At 72.7% G+C, this 14,755-nt stretch carries 14 protein-coding genes; 3 read left to right on the top strand and 11 right to left on the bottom strand.

Translation table 11 applies throughout. The annotated features are described in order from the left end of the window. Positions 1-210: 210 nt before the first annotated feature. Positions 211-2,082 carry a CASTOR/POLLUX-related putative ion channel gene (locus IE271_RS10500; RefSeq protein ID WP_229919236.1) on the top strand — a complete coding sequence of 624 codons (1,872 nt, stop codon included), beginning with the start codon at positions 211-213 and terminating at the stop codon, positions 2,080-2,082. A gap of 142 nt (positions 2,083-2,224) precedes the next feature. Here the strand turns inward: IE271_RS10500 and IE271_RS10495 are convergent, their stop codons facing one another. From IE271_RS10495 to IE271_RS10460, 8 genes are all read right to left on the bottom strand, one after another. Then, on the bottom strand, positions 2,225-2,575 hold the full coding sequence (locus IE271_RS10495) for a hypothetical protein (RefSeq protein ID WP_190189959.1): 351 nt from the start codon (positions 2,573-2,575) through the stop codon (positions 2,225-2,227). 118 nt (positions 2,576-2,693) lie between these two features. After that, positions 2,694-3,716: an endonuclease/exonuclease/phosphatase family protein gene (locus IE271_RS10490; RefSeq protein ID WP_190189958.1), complete on the bottom strand. Its 1,023-nt coding sequence runs from the start codon at positions 3,714-3,716 to the stop codon at positions 2,694-2,696. 132 nt (positions 3,717-3,848) lie between these two features. Beyond that, positions 3,849-4,820, bottom strand: a complete 972-nt coding sequence (locus IE271_RS10485; RefSeq protein ID WP_190189957.1) for a fumarylacetoacetate hydrolase family protein — start codon at positions 4,818-4,820, stop codon at positions 3,849-3,851. Positions 4,821-5,134: 314 nt separating this feature from the next. Further along, the gene (locus tag IE271_RS10480) at positions 5,135-6,073 is read right to left on the bottom strand and encodes a VOC family protein (protein WP_190189956.1); all 939 of its coding nucleotides are present in this window, start codon (positions 6,071-6,073) and stop codon (positions 5,135-5,137) included. A 13-nt stretch (positions 6,074-6,086) separates the two neighbouring features. After that, on the bottom strand, positions 6,087-7,109 hold the full coding sequence (locus IE271_RS10475) for an amidohydrolase family protein (RefSeq protein WP_190189955.1): 1,023 nt from the start codon (positions 7,107-7,109) through the stop codon (positions 6,087-6,089). Continuing rightward, positions 7,106-8,236, bottom strand: coding sequence for an FAD-dependent oxidoreductase (locus IE271_RS10470; protein WP_190189954.1), 1,131 nt, complete (start codon positions 8,234-8,236; stop codon positions 7,106-7,108). Before IE271_RS10470 ends, IE271_RS10475 begins: the two co-directional genes overlap by 4 nt. A 23-nt stretch (positions 8,237-8,259) precedes the next feature. Then, the gene (locus tag IE271_RS10465) at positions 8,260-9,249 is read right to left on the bottom strand and encodes a cyclase family protein (RefSeq protein WP_190189953.1); all 990 of its coding nucleotides are present in this window, start codon (positions 9,247-9,249) and stop codon (positions 8,260-8,262) included. Next, positions 9,246-10,247, bottom strand: coding sequence for a fumarylacetoacetate hydrolase family protein (locus tag IE271_RS10460; RefSeq protein WP_190189952.1), 1,002 nt, complete (start codon positions 10,245-10,247; stop codon positions 9,246-9,248). The genes IE271_RS10465 and IE271_RS10460 overlap by 4 nt, the downstream gene beginning before the upstream one ends. A 127-nt stretch (positions 10,248-10,374) precedes the next feature. On the opposite strand from IE271_RS10460, the gene IE271_RS10455 reads away from it, so the two are divergent. Then, positions 10,375-11,295: a LysR family transcriptional regulator gene (locus IE271_RS10455; protein WP_190189951.1), complete on the top strand. Its 921-nt coding sequence runs from the start codon at positions 10,375-10,377 to the stop codon at positions 11,293-11,295. A 63-nt stretch (positions 11,296-11,358) separates the two neighbouring features. Here the strand turns inward: IE271_RS10455 and IE271_RS10450 are convergent, their stop codons facing one another. The 3 genes from IE271_RS10450 to IE271_RS10440 form a co-directional block, all read right to left on the bottom strand. Further along, a complete protein-coding gene (locus IE271_RS10450; RefSeq protein ID WP_190189950.1) occupies positions 11,359-11,940 on the bottom strand; it encodes a TetR/AcrR family transcriptional regulator in 582 nt (193 codons plus the stop codon). 113 nt (positions 11,941-12,053) lie between these two features. After that, positions 12,054-13,535: an MFS transporter gene (locus IE271_RS10445; RefSeq protein ID WP_190189949.1), complete on the bottom strand. Its 1,482-nt coding sequence runs from the start codon at positions 13,533-13,535 to the stop codon at positions 12,054-12,056. Positions 13,536-13,588: 53 nt separating this feature from the next. After that, positions 13,589-14,014 (bottom strand): DUF3291 domain-containing protein, encoded by a 426-nt coding sequence (locus IE271_RS10440; protein WP_190189948.1) that lies wholly within the window; start codon positions 14,012-14,014, stop codon positions 13,589-13,591. Positions 14,015-14,124: 110 nt separating this feature from the next. On the opposite strand from IE271_RS10440, the gene IE271_RS10435 reads away from it, so the two are divergent. Beyond that, on the top strand, positions 14,125-14,751 hold the full coding sequence (locus IE271_RS10435; RefSeq protein ID WP_190189947.1) for a MerR family transcriptional regulator: 627 nt from the start codon (positions 14,125-14,127) through the stop codon (positions 14,749-14,751). Positions 14,752-14,755: the final 4 nt, after the last annotated feature.

Below are 14,755 nucleotides of genomic sequence, written 5' to 3'. Positions count from 1 at the left end.
AGGGGCGCACTGCCGTGTGATGGACACCCTGCCGTGCGAGGGGCGCAACACAGTCTCTCGTCCGGAGCCGAACACGCGATTTTCACCGACGGTGCGTCAGGTGCTGCGAAAATGATCAAGTGTGTTGCTCGTCGGCGGGGCGTGGAGGCGTGCGCGTGTTCCGGTCCGTGGCGGGCATGTCGGCGGATGGGACGGCAGGAGGCTTCATCAGTGCGCGGTAGGCTGCGGAACCGGTTCCGCTACTGGTTCGACGGCACGATGGACAGGGGGACGCCGGCGCTGATCAGCTGGCTCGCCCTGGCCTCGGTCCTCCTCATCACGGTGATCACGACATTGGCCATGGCGCTCACCGCGACCGACGCCGAGCAGAACGGCGGCTGGCTCGGCGTGGCGTGGATGAGCCTGCTGCGCACCCTGGACCCCGGCACCATGGGAGGGGACACCGGCGGACCGGTCTTCCTGATCCTCATGCTGACGGTGACCATCGGCGGAATCTTCATCGTCAGCGCCCTCATCGGTGTCCTGACCACAGGTCTGAACTACCGGATACAGGAGTTGCGCAAGGGCCGGTCGCGCCTGATCGAGCACGGGCACACGATCGTGCTGGGCTGGTCGGACCAGGTGTTCACCGTGGTCGCGGAGCTGGTCGAGGCGAACCAGAGCGAAAGCCGCTCCTGCGTGGTGGTCCTCGCCGACCGGGACAAGGTCGACATGGAGGACGCGATCCGCTCACGGATACCCGTGACCGGCCGCACCCGCATCATCTGCCGGTCGGGCAACCCGCTCGTACGGGCCGACCTGGAACTGGTCAGCCCCGACACGGCCAAGGCGGTCATGGTGCTGCCTCCGGTGGGCGACGACAGCGACATCGACGTCATCAAGGTCCTGCTCCTGCTGAACAGCCGGAAGTGGAGCGGTCCCCGTCCCACGGTCGTGGCCGCCGTGCAGGACTCGGACAACGTCGCAGCGGCGCGCCTGGCCGCCGGGGACACGGCCCTGGTGATCGACGCCGACGACATCGCCGTCCGCCTGGTCGCCCAGTCGCACCGGCAGACGGGGCTGTCCAGCGTCTTCAACGAGCTGCTGAGCTTCGTCGGCAACGAGTTCTACTTCCACGACGAGCCCGCGCTGGTCGGCTCGACCTACGGCGAGGCACTCAACGCGTACGAGCTCGGCATCCCGGCCGGGATCCGCAGGAGCCACGGAGAGACACTGGTCAACCCGGCGATGGACACCGTCATCGGCGCCGGCGACCAGTTGATCCTCCTCGCGGAGGACGATCTGCTGATCCGGCCGGCCAGGACCCGGCCGACCATTGTGGAGTCGGCCATCGCATCGGCCCCCAGCCCCGCGCCGAAGCCCGACCGCACGCTCCTGATCGGCAGCAACTCCCGTGCGGCGAAGCTCGTCGCGCTGCTGGGCAGTTTCGTCGAGCCCGGCTCGGTCCTGGACATCGCCGCGCCCCGGCCGCCGAGGGAGGAACTGCTCGGGGACCTGGGCAACCTCACGGTGGGGTACAAGCACTGCGAGCCCACCCGCAGGTCGTCGCTGGAGGCACTGGACCTCGGCGGCTACCAGAACATCGTGGTGCTGGCCGACGACAGCATCGCACCGGGACCGGCCGACGACCGGACGCTGGTGACACTGTTGCACCTGCGCGACATCGAGGACCGGCTCGGGGACCCGTACTCGATCGTCACCGAGATGAACGACGACAGCAATCGCGAGGTCGCCCAGGTCACCAAGGCCGACGACTTCATCGTCAGCACCAAGGTGATCAGCCTCATGCTGACCCAGCTGACCGAGAACCGCCATCTCGACGCCGTGTTCAGAGACCTGTTCGACCCCGAGGACTCGGAGATCTACCTCAAGCCGGCGTCCGACTACCTCGTACCGGGAACCGAGGCCAACTTCGCCACCGTCGTCGAGGCCGCGCGCAGACGAGGAGAGACGGCCATCGGCTACCGTCTGGCCCGGCACGGGGACGAACCGCCCCTGTACGGGATCTTCCTCAACCCCTCCAAGACGGCTCCGCTCGTGCTCGCCGAGGACGACGCGGTCGTCGTGCTGGCCGAGCAGTGACGGGGGAGGAACCCCACTGTGCGGGGAACGCCGGCACAACGTGCTCGCGCCGGTGGGCTGAGCGGCGGACGGGCGGCCCCGGCCGGCACGACGTGTCCCGGCCGTGTCCCGGCCGTGGCCCGTCGCCGCTCCACTGGCCCTGTCAGCGGCCGGTGAAGGCGGCCACCACCAGGTCGGTGAGCAGGACTCCGGCGGTCCCGTCGGGGTCGAGGCCGGGGTCGTAGACAGTGGTGTCGAGCCCGGCGCAGCGCGGGGACCGGACGAGCGGGCGCAGCAGCGCGGTGAGTTCGCCGGGCATCAGGCCGTCGGGGTCCGGACTGTCGACGTCGTAGCGCGGTGGCACGACCACGCCCCCTTCGGAGGCGCCGAGCCTGCGCACGATCCCGTTGTCCCGCAGTGCTCCGGCGAGTTCGTAGCATCCGGGAACGGTGCCGGGCGCCGGCGGACGCAGGCCGAGGTTGGACGGGGCGTCGATCACCACGATGTTCCGCATGGGGCCATCCTCTTCGCCCGAAGGCCGCTCCACGACAAGCGCGGCGCAGGGAGGAGCGCCGCGACGAGGCGTTTCCGGGAGTCCGCGCGCGAGGGATCCGGGCCGGTCCCCGTGCCGGTCAGCCGGTCCGGTCCGTCGGCAGCAGCGCCAGTTCCGCGACGACGGCCCGATGGTCCGTGCCCGGCAGGGTGTGCTCGCCGACGGAGACCCCCGCCAGGCCGGGGCCGTGCAGCACGTGGTCCAGCTGGACCAGGGGCGGCACGAGAGTGTGACCGGCGGGCCAGGTGCGGACCCATCCGCGGCCGAGTTCGGCATGGGTGTCCGTGAGGCCGGCCGCCAGCAGGGTGCGCATCGGGGCGTGGTCGAGGGTGGCGTTGAAGTCGCCCAGGAACACGGTGTCGGATCCGCCGCGCCGGGCGAGGGAGGCGAGGGCGGTCATGTCCCGCGTCCAGCGCCCGGCGTCTCCGAGGGGGTAGTACGTGTGGACGGCGACGAACCGCACCGCACGCCCGCCGACGGTGGTCTCGGCGGTGGTCTGGGGCCAGGCGGTGTCGGCGCGCGTCGTGCCACCGTGTGACAGCGGCCGCCGCGAGTAGAGCGAGGAGTCGTACTCGGGGTGGAGCTCGCGGTGGGGCAGGAGCGCCTGGAGACCGGCCCTGTCGAGGGCGGCCGCACCGCCCGACGGGAGCTCTTCCAGAGCCAGCACGTCGATCCGCTCACGGCGGACCAGTTCCACCAGTGCGTGGGGGTCGGCACCGCCGCGCCCGGTGTTGAGGGTGGCGACACGCAGTGTCGCCGAGCCCGGGGGAACGGGCCGGTCCTCCGCGGTGAAGCGCGGCAGGAGCAGCGCCAGATGGGACACCGCCAGGAGCGCGGCGACGGCGACGGCCCCACGCGACCGCAGGGCCGGAACGGCGGCCGTCACGCCCAGCACCAGCACGCTGAGGACGGCCGAGCAGGGAAAGAGCGCCATGGGCACGGCGAGCGGGGTGCCCGCGTCGGCCCCCGTCAGCCGCACGAGGAGCAGGGCGGCGGACGCGGCGAGCACGACGCCGCAGACCGGCAGCCCCCACCTGCGCCCGCGCCGGCCGCGCGTCGACCGCCGGCCGGCACGCGGAACCTCGACAACCGTGTCCTTCATCTGTCCCCGTCCTGAAGCAGCGCCCGGTGGGACGACCATGATCACCGGCCTTCCGGTACGGGGACGCGGGGACGGTGCCCACGGTTCCGGGAGGCGGCGGCCGCCGGAGCCGTTCCGGGGGACACGGGCCGTTCAGGGCCGCTCCCGGCCGCGGCGCCGGCCGGCGGGCAGGGGCACGGGCTCGGCACCGGGGACGACGGTGTTGGTGAGGGTGCCGATGCCCTGGACGGTGAGGTCGACGGTGTCGCCGGGCCTCAGCGGCGGCGGGGTCCGCTCGCCGCGCACGCCCCACAGCTCGGCCAGGCAGCCGCCGTTGCCGCAGGTGCCCGAGCCGAGGACGTCGCCCGGCACCACGCGGGTGCCGCGGGAGGCGTAGGCGGTCATCTCCTCGAAGGTCCAGCTCATGTTGGACAGCAGGTCCTCGCCGACCGTCTCGCCGTTGACCCGGGCGGTCAGGGCCAGGCGCAGGAAGCCGTCCGCGTCGCGGTGGGGCTCCAGTTCGTCGGCGGTGACGAGGTACGGGCCGAGGGAGGTGGCGGTGTCCTTGCCCTTGCAGGGGCCGAGGCCCACCTTCATCTCGGCGGACTGCAGGTCGCGGGCGGACCAGTCGTTGAGGACGGTGTAGCCGACGATGTGGTCGCGGGCCCGCTCGGGTGTGAGGTCGCGGCCCTCGCGGCCGATGACGGCGCCCACCTCGAGTTCGAAGTCGAGCACGGCCGAGCCGGGCGGCACGGGGACGTCGTCCTGGTGGCCTTGGACGGCGTGCGGATTGGTGAAGTAGAAGGTGGGGGCCGCGTACCACTGGTCGGGCACGCCGGCCGCGCCGTCGACGGAGCGCCGGACGCCCTCGACGTGCTCCTCGAAGGCCACGAAGTCCCGTATCGACGCGGGCCGGAGGGGAGGCAGCAGCCGCACCTCGCAGACGTGGGGTCCGGGCGGCGCGTCGAGCGCCGCCGCGCCGGCGGCGAGCAGGCCGGGCAGGCCGTCGGTCCGCCGGAGGAGGTCGGTGAGCGAGGTGACGCCGGGCAGCGGGCGGAGCGTGCCGTCGTCCTCCACGACGGCCACTCGGTGCTGGCGCTGGTGTTCGTAGGCGGCGAAACGCATGGTGCGGCTCCGGTGAGGGGGAGTCGGTGGAGGGGGGCCGGTGGCCCGCGTCCGTGTCGGCGCGGGAGCTGCGGGCGGCCGGCGCGGGGCGGTGGGCGGCTGCTGTGGGTCGGCGGGTCCGGAGGACACGGCGTCCGGAGGGCATGGCGGTCCCGTGTCAGGGCGTTCGACGGGGCGGCCGTGCCCCGGCGCCGGACCGGTCCTCGGTAGGGGAACGGTCCTTTGGTTCGAACCGGTCCACAATGTCGGACCGGTCCTCGGCGTGGGGCCGGTCCTCGCTGTCGGACCGGCCGCGGCGCCGGGCCGGTTCTCGCTCAGACCGGCGGGGCGACGAACACGCCGCGGTCGGGGTCGTTGAAGGACTCCTTGGCGACCAGCTCGTTCATCGGGTTCGCCGTGCCCCACTGGTCGGTGACCTCGGGCTGCGAGAAGTCGTAGATGTGCGGGTGCCAGGTGTCCTCGTCCAGGCACTCCAGCTCGGTGGTGTACTCGACGGTGTTGCCGTGCGGGTCGAGGAAGTAGGTGAAGGTGTTGTCGCCGGCCATGTGCCGGCCCGGGCCCCAGATCTTGCGGAAGCCGGCGCGCATCACCCGTCCCGAGCCGCGCATGTACTCGTCCAGACCGCGCATCTCGAAGGAGACGTGGTGCAGGGAGGTGTGCGGGCCCTGGGCGATGGCCATGGAGTGGTGCTGGGTGCTGATCCGCATGAAGTGCATGACCTCGCCCATGTGCGGCGAGCTGAGGGTGTCGGAGAGCCGGAAGCCGAGGTGCCGCTCGTACCACTCCCGGGTCCTGTTCAGGTCGGGGGAGTTGAGGACGACATGGGACAGCTTGACCGGGACGGACTCGCGCTCCTCGATCCTGCGGTGCCGCCGTACCTCGACGTCGGCGGAGACCTCGACGGTGCGGCCGTCGACGTCGAAGAAGCGGAAGCCGTAGCCGCCGCCGGGCGTGTCGACCGTGCCGGGCTGCGATATCAGCTGCACGCCGCCGGCGAGGAGCCGCTCGGCGAGCGTGTCCACGTCGGCCGGGCTCGCGGCTCCGTAGGAGACGAGGTCGAGGCGCTTCTCGTCGGCCTTGCGCAGCCGTATGACGTACTGCTCCGGCGAGCCCTCGGCGGCCAGGAAGGAGATGCCGGAGTCCTCGGCGACCTTGGTCAGGCCCCAGACGCCGGAGTAGAAGCCGAGCTGCTTGTCGTAGTCGGGCACGGCCAGGTCGACGTGGCGCAGGTGGGTGAGCAGACGGGCGCTCATCGTGGGTTCCTCCTCAGGAGAGGGCGAGGTCGAGCAGGGCGGAGGCGTTGGCGCCGCGGACGGCGTCGAAGTCGGCCTGGGGGAGGTGGGCCGCGCGCAGGGCGCCGACGGGGTCCTCGGTGCCCATGTCGAAGGGGAAGTCGGAGCCGAGCAGCACCCGGTCGGCGCCGGCGGCCCGGACCAGTTCCCGCAGGACGTGCGGGTCGTGGACGAGGGAGTCGAAGTACAGCCGCCGCAGGTAGCTGCTGGGCGGGTGGGCGCAGCCCGCGCCCGCGTCGGGGCGGGCGGACCAGGCGTGGTCGGAGCGGCCGATGTGGGTGGGCAGGTAGCCGCCGCCGTGCGCCGCGACCAGCTTCAGGCCGGGGTGGCGGTCCAGGACCCCGGAGAAGATCAGGTGGGAGAGCGCGACGGCGTTCTCGGTGGGCTGGCCGACGGTGTTGGACAGGTACCACTGGTCCAGGCGCTCGTCGAGCGTGCAGCCGAAGGGGTGCAGGAAGACGATGGCGCCCGTCTCCTCCGCCCGGGTCCAGAAGGGCTCGTAGGCCGGGTCGGACAGTTCCCTGCCCGGTGCGTGGCTGGAGATCTCCACCCCGGCCAGCCCCTGGTCCAGGGCGTGGTCGAGCGCGCGCACCGTGTGCCCCGGGTGCTGGAGCGGTACGAGGCCCAGGCCGCGCAGCCGGCCGGGGGCGGCCGAACAGTGTGCGGCCGTCGCCTCGTTGGCCAGCCGGCACACCTTCTCGGCCGTCTCCTCGTCCGTCCAGTAGTGGTAGTGCGAGGGAGAGGGGCTGACCAGCTGTACGTCCACACCTTGGGCGTCCATCGCCGCCAGGCGCACGGTGAGGTCGGTCAGCCTCGGTAGGCGCTCGCGCACCATGGGACCGCTGACGGCGAGGGCGGCGGGGCCGTTGCGGCGGGCGTCGAGCGCCCGCGCCTCCCCGTGGCCGGGCAGACCGGCCACGAGCGCCTCGACCTCGGGCAGCAGGACGTGGGCGTGCACGTCGACGGTGGGCGCGGCCGAGGCGGCGGGGGCGGTCACGGCAGCTCCTTGAGCATCGCCATGGTGCGGCCCATCAGCGCGGGCAGGTCGGCGTCGCGCACACCGTCCAGCTGCCACTGCCCGATCTGCACGGACGCCTCCACCACGGGGCGCACACGGGCGATCCGGCGCTCGTAGTACGTCCGGAACAGGGCGTCGTCCCACCGGTCGGCGGCGGTCAGCAGCTGGGCGAGCACCCAGGCGTCCTCCAGGGACAGGGCGGCGCCCTGCGCGAGGGTGGGCGGGCAGCAGTGGGCGGCGTCGCCGGCCAGCACGACGCGCCCGCGGTGCCAGGAGCCCTCGACCAGCAGCCGGTCGAACCAGGTGTAGTTGACCTTCGCCGGGTCGGTGATGTGCGCGGTGATCTCCGGCCAGTGGCCGCCGTAGGCGGAGGCGAGCCGGCGCATCTCGTCGGCGTAGGTCCCGGGCGGGATGGACGCGCGGTCGCGGTTGGCCTCGACCACGTACGCGTAGATCGTGTCCTCGCCGGTGGGGCAGTAGCCGGCGATGTAGGCGGGGCCGCCGTAGGTGAGGTCGGTGCGCGTCACTCCCGCCGGGCGCGGCGCGGCGACGCGCCAGATGGCCATGCCGGTCGGCTCGGGCCTGTCGGGGACGCCGATCGCCGCGCGGGTCGCGGAACCGAGTCCGTCGGCGGCGATCACCAGGTCGTAGCGGCCCTCGGTGCCGTCGGAGAAGCGGACCGAGACGCCGTCCGCGTCCTGGTCCAGGCTCTCGGCGGTCGTGCCGAGGCGGACGGAGGCGCCGCTGGCGCGCACGGCGTCGATCAGGACACCCTGGAGCCGGGGGCGCTGCATGCCGACGGTGGCGGGCAGGTCGTCGCCGCCGATGCGGATGTCGCGCTGGACGTGCAGCACGGTGCCGTCGGGGGCGGTGATGCCGACCTCGTCGAAGCCGTGTCCGGACGCCCGCACCCGCTCCCACACGCCGAGTTCGCGCAGTACGCGCAGGGCGTTGCCCTGGAGGGTGATGCCGGAGCCGGCGGTGGCGTTCCAGTCGTCCCTGGCCTCGATCAGGTCCACGGCGAGGCCGGCCCGGCGCAGCAGGATCGTCGCGGCGTTGCCGGCCGCGCCGCCGCCGACGACGAGGACCGTACGGGATGTGCTCATGGGGAACCCCTTTGTTCCACGCGTCACTTGACGGCGATCGGGTTGACGGGCGAGCCGACGGCTCCGGTGACGGGCAGCGGCGCGGCCGTGAGCCAGAACTCGTACACACCGTCGGCCGCGCAGTCCTCGGCCAGTGCGTCCAGGTCCCACATCTCGCCGATGAGCAGGCCGATGTGGGGGATCGCGACCTGGTGCAGCGGCTGGAAGGCGTGCTCGAACTCGTTGGGCCGCACCTCGAAGCCCCAGGTGTCGGTGGCGATCGCGGCGATCTCGGTGCGGTGCAGCCAGCCCGCCGCGGTGAACGACAGGCCGGGGGCGGGGCCGCCCGCGTAGTCGCCCCAGCCCTCGCGCCGGGCGCGGGCCAGCTGCCCGGTGCGGACCACGACGATGTCACCGCGTCCGACGCGCACACCGTGTGCCTCGGCGGTCGCCGTCAGGTGTTCCTCGGTGACGGCGAACCCGTCGGGCAGTTCTCCGCCGCTCCCGGCCTCCGCCCCGCTGCCGTCCGTGCCGATCACGCGGCCCACGTCCAGCAGGACACCGCGCCCGGCGACGTGCGGGGCCATGTGCTCGATGCCGGTGACCAGGTCGCCGTCGGAGGTGACGACCTTCTCGGCGGGCCGCCCGTTCCACGCCTTCCCGTGGTCGAAGATGTGGCCGAGCCCGTCCCACTGCGTGGAGCACTGCAGCGGCATCGTGATGACGTCGTCGGCGCCGCCGATGCCGTGCGGGAAGCCCTGGTTGCCGAGCGCGGCGTCGGTGCCGGTGTCGAGCATGGTGTGCACCGGGTTGGTGCGCCGCCGCCAGCCCTTCTGCGGGCCGTCCATGTCGAACCGCTGGGACAGCGAGAAGCTGACGCCCCGGCGGACGAGCGCGGCGCCCTCGCGGCGCTTGGCCCCGTCGAGGAAGTTCAGGGTGCCCAGCCGGTCGTCCTCGCCCCAGCGCCCCCAGTTGGAGTACGCCCCGGCGGCCTCGGCGATCGCCCCCTCGGGGTCGTGGCGGTCGGGCGTCACGACGCGGCCTCCGCCACACACCGGGTGCGCTGGGCGCCGAGGCCGGTGATCGTGCCGTCCATGACGTCGCCGTCGCGCAGCAGCCGGCCCCAGTGCATGCCGTTGCCGGCCGGGGAGCCGGTCAGCACCAGGTCGCCGGGCAGCAGGCGCGCGGTCTGCGAGGCGTAGGACACCATGCGCGCCACGTCGAAGATCATGTCCTTGGTGGACTCGTCCTGCATGGTCTCGCCGTTGAGCCTGAGCGTGACGCGCAGGTCGCCGGGGTCCGCGATCGACTCGGCCGGCACGATCCACGGGCCGAGCGGGGTGAAGCCGGGGGCGTTCTTGCTGCGCAGCCAGTCGGTGCCGATCTGCGGCATGTCGCGGCGGAAGACGGTGGCACGGTCGGTCAGGTCGTTGGCGATGGTGTACCCGGCGACGTGCTCCAGCGCCTCCTCGACGGACACACGGTGTGCGGGCCGGCCGATGACGGCGGCCAGCTCCAGCTCCCAGTCCGGCTTCTTTGCCCAGGAGGGCAGCACGACGTCGTCGTACGGGCCCGTGATCGCGCTCGGCAGGCCGATGAAGACGTAGGGAAGGTCCTCGGCCGCCCGCCGGTCCATGATCTCGGCGGCCTCGGCGCGGCGCTCCTCCTCGGGCCGGTCGTCGGCCGGGTCGCGGTGTGCGACGTGCAGGTCGATGACGTGCCGGCGGTAGTTGGCGCCGGACTGGAGGACCTGGCGCGGCTCGACGGGGGCGTGCACCCGGAAGTCCGCCAGCGGTCTGCGCGCGGGACCGCTCCCGCCGGCCAGCGTCCGCAGCCGCGGCAGCGCCGTCTCCCAGCGTTCCAGCAGGCTCCGGACCGTCAACCACGCCTCGTCGAGGGCGACTCGCAGGTCGAGCACCCGGGCGTCGGGCGTGACGAGGGCGGGGAAGGCGGGCCCGTCCGGGGCCGACAGGGTCGCCAGGGCGAAGGGCCCGGCGAAGGGCGCAGACACGGGTTCAGGTTTCACGTACATGTCCTCCTGATTGCGGTGGCACTAATCTGGACCGCGCACCTGTGATCAGGGAAATAGATTCCGTGGATGATCGGCATCCACCGCGTTTATCCGCCCTGATCGGCGCCGTACCGCAAGGGGGAGTCCCGTGAATCTGGCCCGGCTGGACCTCAACCTCGTCGTCGCCCTGCGCGCCCTGCTGGAGGAGCGCAACGTCACCCGCGCCGGGCGGCGCGTCGGACTCAGCCAGCCCGCGATGAGCGCGGCCCTGGCCCGGCTGCGCCGCCACTTCGACGACGACCTGCTCGCCCGCGTCGGCGGCCACTACGAGCTCACCGCCCTGGGCCAGGTCCTCCTCGACCGCACGTCCACCGCCTACGACCTGCTGGAACGCCTCTTCGCCAGCCAGGCGGACTTCGATCCGGCCGAGGAGAGCCGGGAGTTCAGGCTTCTGGCCTCCGACTACGCCGTCGCCGTCTTCGGCACCGAACTGGCCCGCGCGGTGCACGAGGAGGCCCCCGGCATCCGGCTGCGCTTCAGCCAGACGCCGAACACCGTGACGGACGACACCGCCACCCTGCTGAGCGCCGCCGACGGGCTGCTCATGCCGCACGGCGTCATCAGCGGCTTCCCCGCCACCGACCTCTACGACGACCGCTGGGTCTTCCTCGTCGCCGCCGACCGCCCCGGTGTCGGCGACCGCCTCACCCGCCAGGACCTGGCCCGGCTGCCCTGGGTCACCTACCAGCGCACCTACGACGCCCCCGCCGTGCGCCAGCTCGGCATGCTCGGCGTCGAACCGCGGGTGGAGGTCTCCGTCGACAGCTTCCAGCTGCTGCCCCTGCTGGTGGCCGGAACCCGCCGCATCGCCATGGTCCAGGCCCGCCTGGCCCGGCTCCTCGCCCCGCTCGCCGCCGTACGCACGGTGGAGCCGCCGTACGAGGCGGTACCGCTGCGGGAGGCGATGTGGTGGTACCCGGTCCACACCCACGACGCCGCCCACATCTGGCTGCGCGAGACGGCCGCGCGGGTCGGCGGGCGACTGGCCGACCCGCGGACGGTGTCCTGACGAACGGGGCCCGGCGTTCGCGCGGTCCCCTCGGCGGGGACCGGACGGCGGGCGGAGGGCCGCTCAGGCGTCGGCGTGCTCCGCCGGGCGGCGCGAGAGGCGGGCCGGGAGGCGCATGCCCTGCCACACCGTGTGGTCGGGCGGGAAGCCCATGGCGGTGAGTGTGTTGATCAGCATGCCGTGGGCCCAGAAGACCGTGGTGCTGCCGGTGTCGGTGCCCAGGGGCCGGTGGACGGTCTGCCAGAGTCTCGTCCAGCCGGTCCGCACCGCGTGGGCGAACGCGTGGTCGCCCTCCGCCTCGATGGCCGCGACGGTGACGTAGGTCTGCATCTGCATGTGCAGTGTCTCCGGGTGCTCGGCGACCAGCCGCGCATAGGCGTTCGCCATGGCGTGCAGCGCCTTCTCGCCGCTCAGTCCCCGGGCCGCCTCCTCCAGGACGAGGCGCGTGTCGTCGACGGCGCGGAGCGAGGCCGCGACGAAGATCTCCTTCTTGTTCCTGAAGAGGCGGAACAGATACGGCTGCGACACGCCCACCCGCCGCGCGATCGCCTCGGTGGAGGTGCCGTGGAACCCCTTGCGCGCGAACTCCGCGACCGCCGCGCGGACGACGCTCTCGCGCCGCTCTTCTGCGCTCATCCTGACCATGGCAAGAAGTTGGTGATCATCGGCTCACAGTGTCGGAGGGTGGTCCCGCGTACGGGGTGCGGCGGCGGGCGCCGTCGCGCGCGCCACCGCACCCTTCGCGGGTGTTCACACGGTCACACGGTTTCGTGCGCCGCGGCGGACCTGTCGTCCGCTTCCCCGGGCGCCGCCGCGGGCCGCGGCCGGCGCGGGATGCCGAGGGCGCACAGCGCGCCCACGAGGACCACCGCGACGCCGACCCACACCGCCGGGCGCAGTCCGTCCACGAACTGCTGCGGGCCCTGGGTGCTGCCGTGCGCCACGAACACGGTGCTCAGCACCGCGATGCCGAGGGCGCCGCCGATCTCCCGGACGGTGGTGTTGGCCCCCGACGCCTTGCCGGCGTGTTCGCGGCTGACCGACGCCAGGACGACGGCGGCGGTCGGCGCGAACACGAAGCCCATGCCGATGCCGGCCACGATCATCGGGCCCACCAGGGAGGAGTAGGCGGTGTCCGTGTCCGCGACCAGGTTGATCCAGCCCAGGCCCACGCCCTGCAGGAGCAGGCCGAGCGCCATGAGGCGGCCGCCGCCCACCTTGTCGGTCAGCAGGCCCGCTACGGGGGCCACGAACATGGGCATCAGGGTCCAGGCCAGGGTGCGCACCCCCGCCTCCAGCGGCGTGCGCGGGGGCACGATCTGCAGGTACTGCGAGAGCAGGAAGATGGAGCCGAAGACGCCGAAGTACATCGTGGCGGAGACGACGTTGGTCAGGGTGAAGGCGCGGGCGCGGTAGAACGACAGGGGGAGCATCGGCGCGGGGACCCTGGCCTCCCACACGACGAACGCGGCGAGCAGCACCGCGCCCGCGCCGAACGCGCCCAGCACCTTCGCCGACGTCCAGCCGTCCGTCTCGCCGTGCACGATGCCCCACACGACCGCGAAGAGCCCGGCCGAGGCCAGCAGCATGCCGACCAGGTCCAGACGGGTCCCGGCCAGCGAGCTCTCGCGCAGCGTCATCAGCACCAGCGGCACGGCGACGACGCCCACGGGCACGTTGATCCAGAAGATCCACCGCCAGTCCAGGCCGTCGACCACCGCGCCGCCCACCACCGGGCCCATCGCGACGGCCAGGCCGCTGATGCCCGACCACAGTCCCAGGGCGAGGCCGCGCATCCGGTCCGGGACGGCCTGCGACAGCAGGGTCAGCGACAGCGGCATCACCGCCGCCGCGCCGAAGCCCTGGACCGTCCGCCAGGTGATCAGCTGGGCGCTGGTGTCGGCCAGTCCGCAGCCGACGGAGGCCAGTGTGAAGATCACGATGCCGATGGCGAACAGGCGGCGGCGGCCGAACCGGTCACCCAGTGCGGCGCCGGTCATCAGCAGGCAGGCGAAGCTGAGGACGTAGGCGTTGACGAACCACTGCAGCTGCTGGGTGGACGCGTCGAGGTCCACGGCCAGGGTGCGCAGGGCGGTGGAGACGACCAGGTTGTCCAGCGCGACCATGAACATCGGCACGCTGCAGGCCACGATGGCCAGCCACAGCGGCACGTGCCGTCCCTCGCGCTCCGGGGCGGCGGCCGGCTCGTCCAGGGCCGGCTTCTTCTCGGACAGGGTCATGGCGGGGCGGTCTCCTCGGGGATACGTGTCCAAAAAGGGTGGGGAAGTGCGGGTCAGACGGCGGCGGTGCCGTCGGGGGCGCCGTCGGCGCGCTCCTGCTCGGCCAGGCGGCGCCGTGCCTCGGCCCAGTCGACGGGCAGGTCCGCCGCCGGCGCCTGCCAGAAGGTGAAGACCGAGCGGCTCATCGTCGGCCGCAGGCCGTTCATGATCGTGCGGTGCGGTTCGGCGCGGGCGTAGGCGTACACGGCCTTCTCGTCCTCCCAGGCCGACAGGGTCCAGAAGGTGCGCTTGAGCGGCTCGGCGACCAGGGAGGCGCCGAAGGCGCCGGGTGCCCCCTTCACCTGCTTCCACGCGGCCAGCGAGCGCAGGAAGAAGCGCGGTACGTCGGCGAGGGAGCGCACCTCCAGGCGGGAGGCCATGACGACGGCCTCGGTGCCGGGCGCGGGGGTGTTGTCGGTGGTCCAGCGCAGAGTGGGCATGGCTGCGGCCTTTTCGTGCGGAGGCAGGACGAGGGGAAGGCATCATTGGATACCTTCACTATCTATGTTAGACAGTTGAGGTATCCAATTGCCAGAGCGGAGCCGTACCGATGCGCATGTCCGAGCTGAGCCGCCTCAGCGGCGTCCCCGTAGCGACGATCAAGTACTACCTCCGTGAGGGTCTGCTGCCCGCCGGACGGCAGCTGTCGGCGACCCAGGCCGAGTACGACGAGCAGCACCTGCGCAGGCTCCGGCTGATCCGCGCCCTCATCGGCGTGCGCGGCCTGTCCGTGAGCACCACCCGCGAACTGCTGGGCGCCCTGAGCGAGTACACCGGCGACACCCACCGGCTGCTCGGACTCGCCCTGGGCGCCATCCGGCTGACCGAGGACACCGAGCAGGACGTCCCCGAGCTGGCCGACGTGGAGGCCCTGGTCACCGAGCTGGACTGGAACGTCCACAAGGCGGCACCGGCCCGCGCCACGCTGGCCGAGACCCTCGCCTCGCTGCGCACGCTCGGCGTCCCCCTGGACCGGCACACCCTGCTGCCCTACGCGCGGCTGGCGGAACGGACCGCGGTCCTCGACCTCGACCAGCTCCAGGGGATCGAGGACCCGCTGGAGGCGGCCGAGCGCGCCCTGCTGCTGACCGTCCTCCTGGAGCCCGCGCTCATGGCGCTGCGGCGCATGGCCCAGGAGAACGAGTCGGCGCGGCGTCACGCGGAGGCCGGGGACTGACCGG

The organism is Streptomyces minutiscleroticus, assembly GCF_014650875.1.
Taxonomy (GTDB): Bacteria; Actinomycetota; Actinomycetes; order Streptomycetales; family Streptomycetaceae; genus Streptomyces; species Streptomyces minutiscleroticus.
The sequence above is the reverse complement of the archived record's forward strand: the minus strand, read 5'-3'. Positions and strand labels throughout refer to the sequence as shown.

Coding starts and splice junctions, on each gene's coding strand:
- IE271_RS10495 (WP_190189959.1), bottom strand. CDS start 2,575: ATGCGGAACATCGTGGTGATCGACGCCCCGTCCAACCTCGGCCTGCGT.
- IE271_RS10490 (WP_190189958.1), bottom strand. CDS start 3,716: ATGAAGGACACGGTTGTCGAGGTTCCGCGTGCCGGCCGGCGGTCGACG.
- IE271_RS10485 (WP_190189957.1), bottom strand. CDS start 4,820: ATGCGTTTCGCCGCCTACGAACACCAGCGCCAGCACCGAGTGGCCGTC.
- IE271_RS10480 (WP_190189956.1), bottom strand. CDS start 6,073: ATGAGCGCCCGTCTGCTCACCCACCTGCGCCACGTCGACCTGGCCGTG.
- IE271_RS10470 (WP_190189954.1), bottom strand. CDS start 8,236: ATGAGCACATCCCGTACGGTCCTCGTCGTCGGCGGCGGCGCGGCCGGC.
- IE271_RS10460 (WP_190189952.1), bottom strand. CDS start 10,247: ATGTACGTGAAACCTGAACCCGTGTCTGCGCCCTTCGCCGGGCCCTTC.
- IE271_RS10450 (WP_190189950.1), bottom strand. CDS start 11,940: ATGGTCAGGATGAGCGCAGAAGAGCGGCGCGAGAGCGTCGTCCGCGCG.
- IE271_RS10445 (WP_190189949.1), bottom strand. CDS start 13,535: ATGACCCTGTCCGAGAAGAAGCCGGCCCTGGACGAGCCGGCCGCCGCC.
- IE271_RS10440 (WP_190189948.1), bottom strand. CDS start 14,014: ATGCCCACTCTGCGCTGGACCACCGACAACACCCCCGCGCCCGGCACC.
- IE271_RS10435 (WP_190189947.1), top strand. CDS start 14,125: ATGCGCATGTCCGAGCTGAGCCGCCTCAGCGGCGTCCCCGTAGCGACG.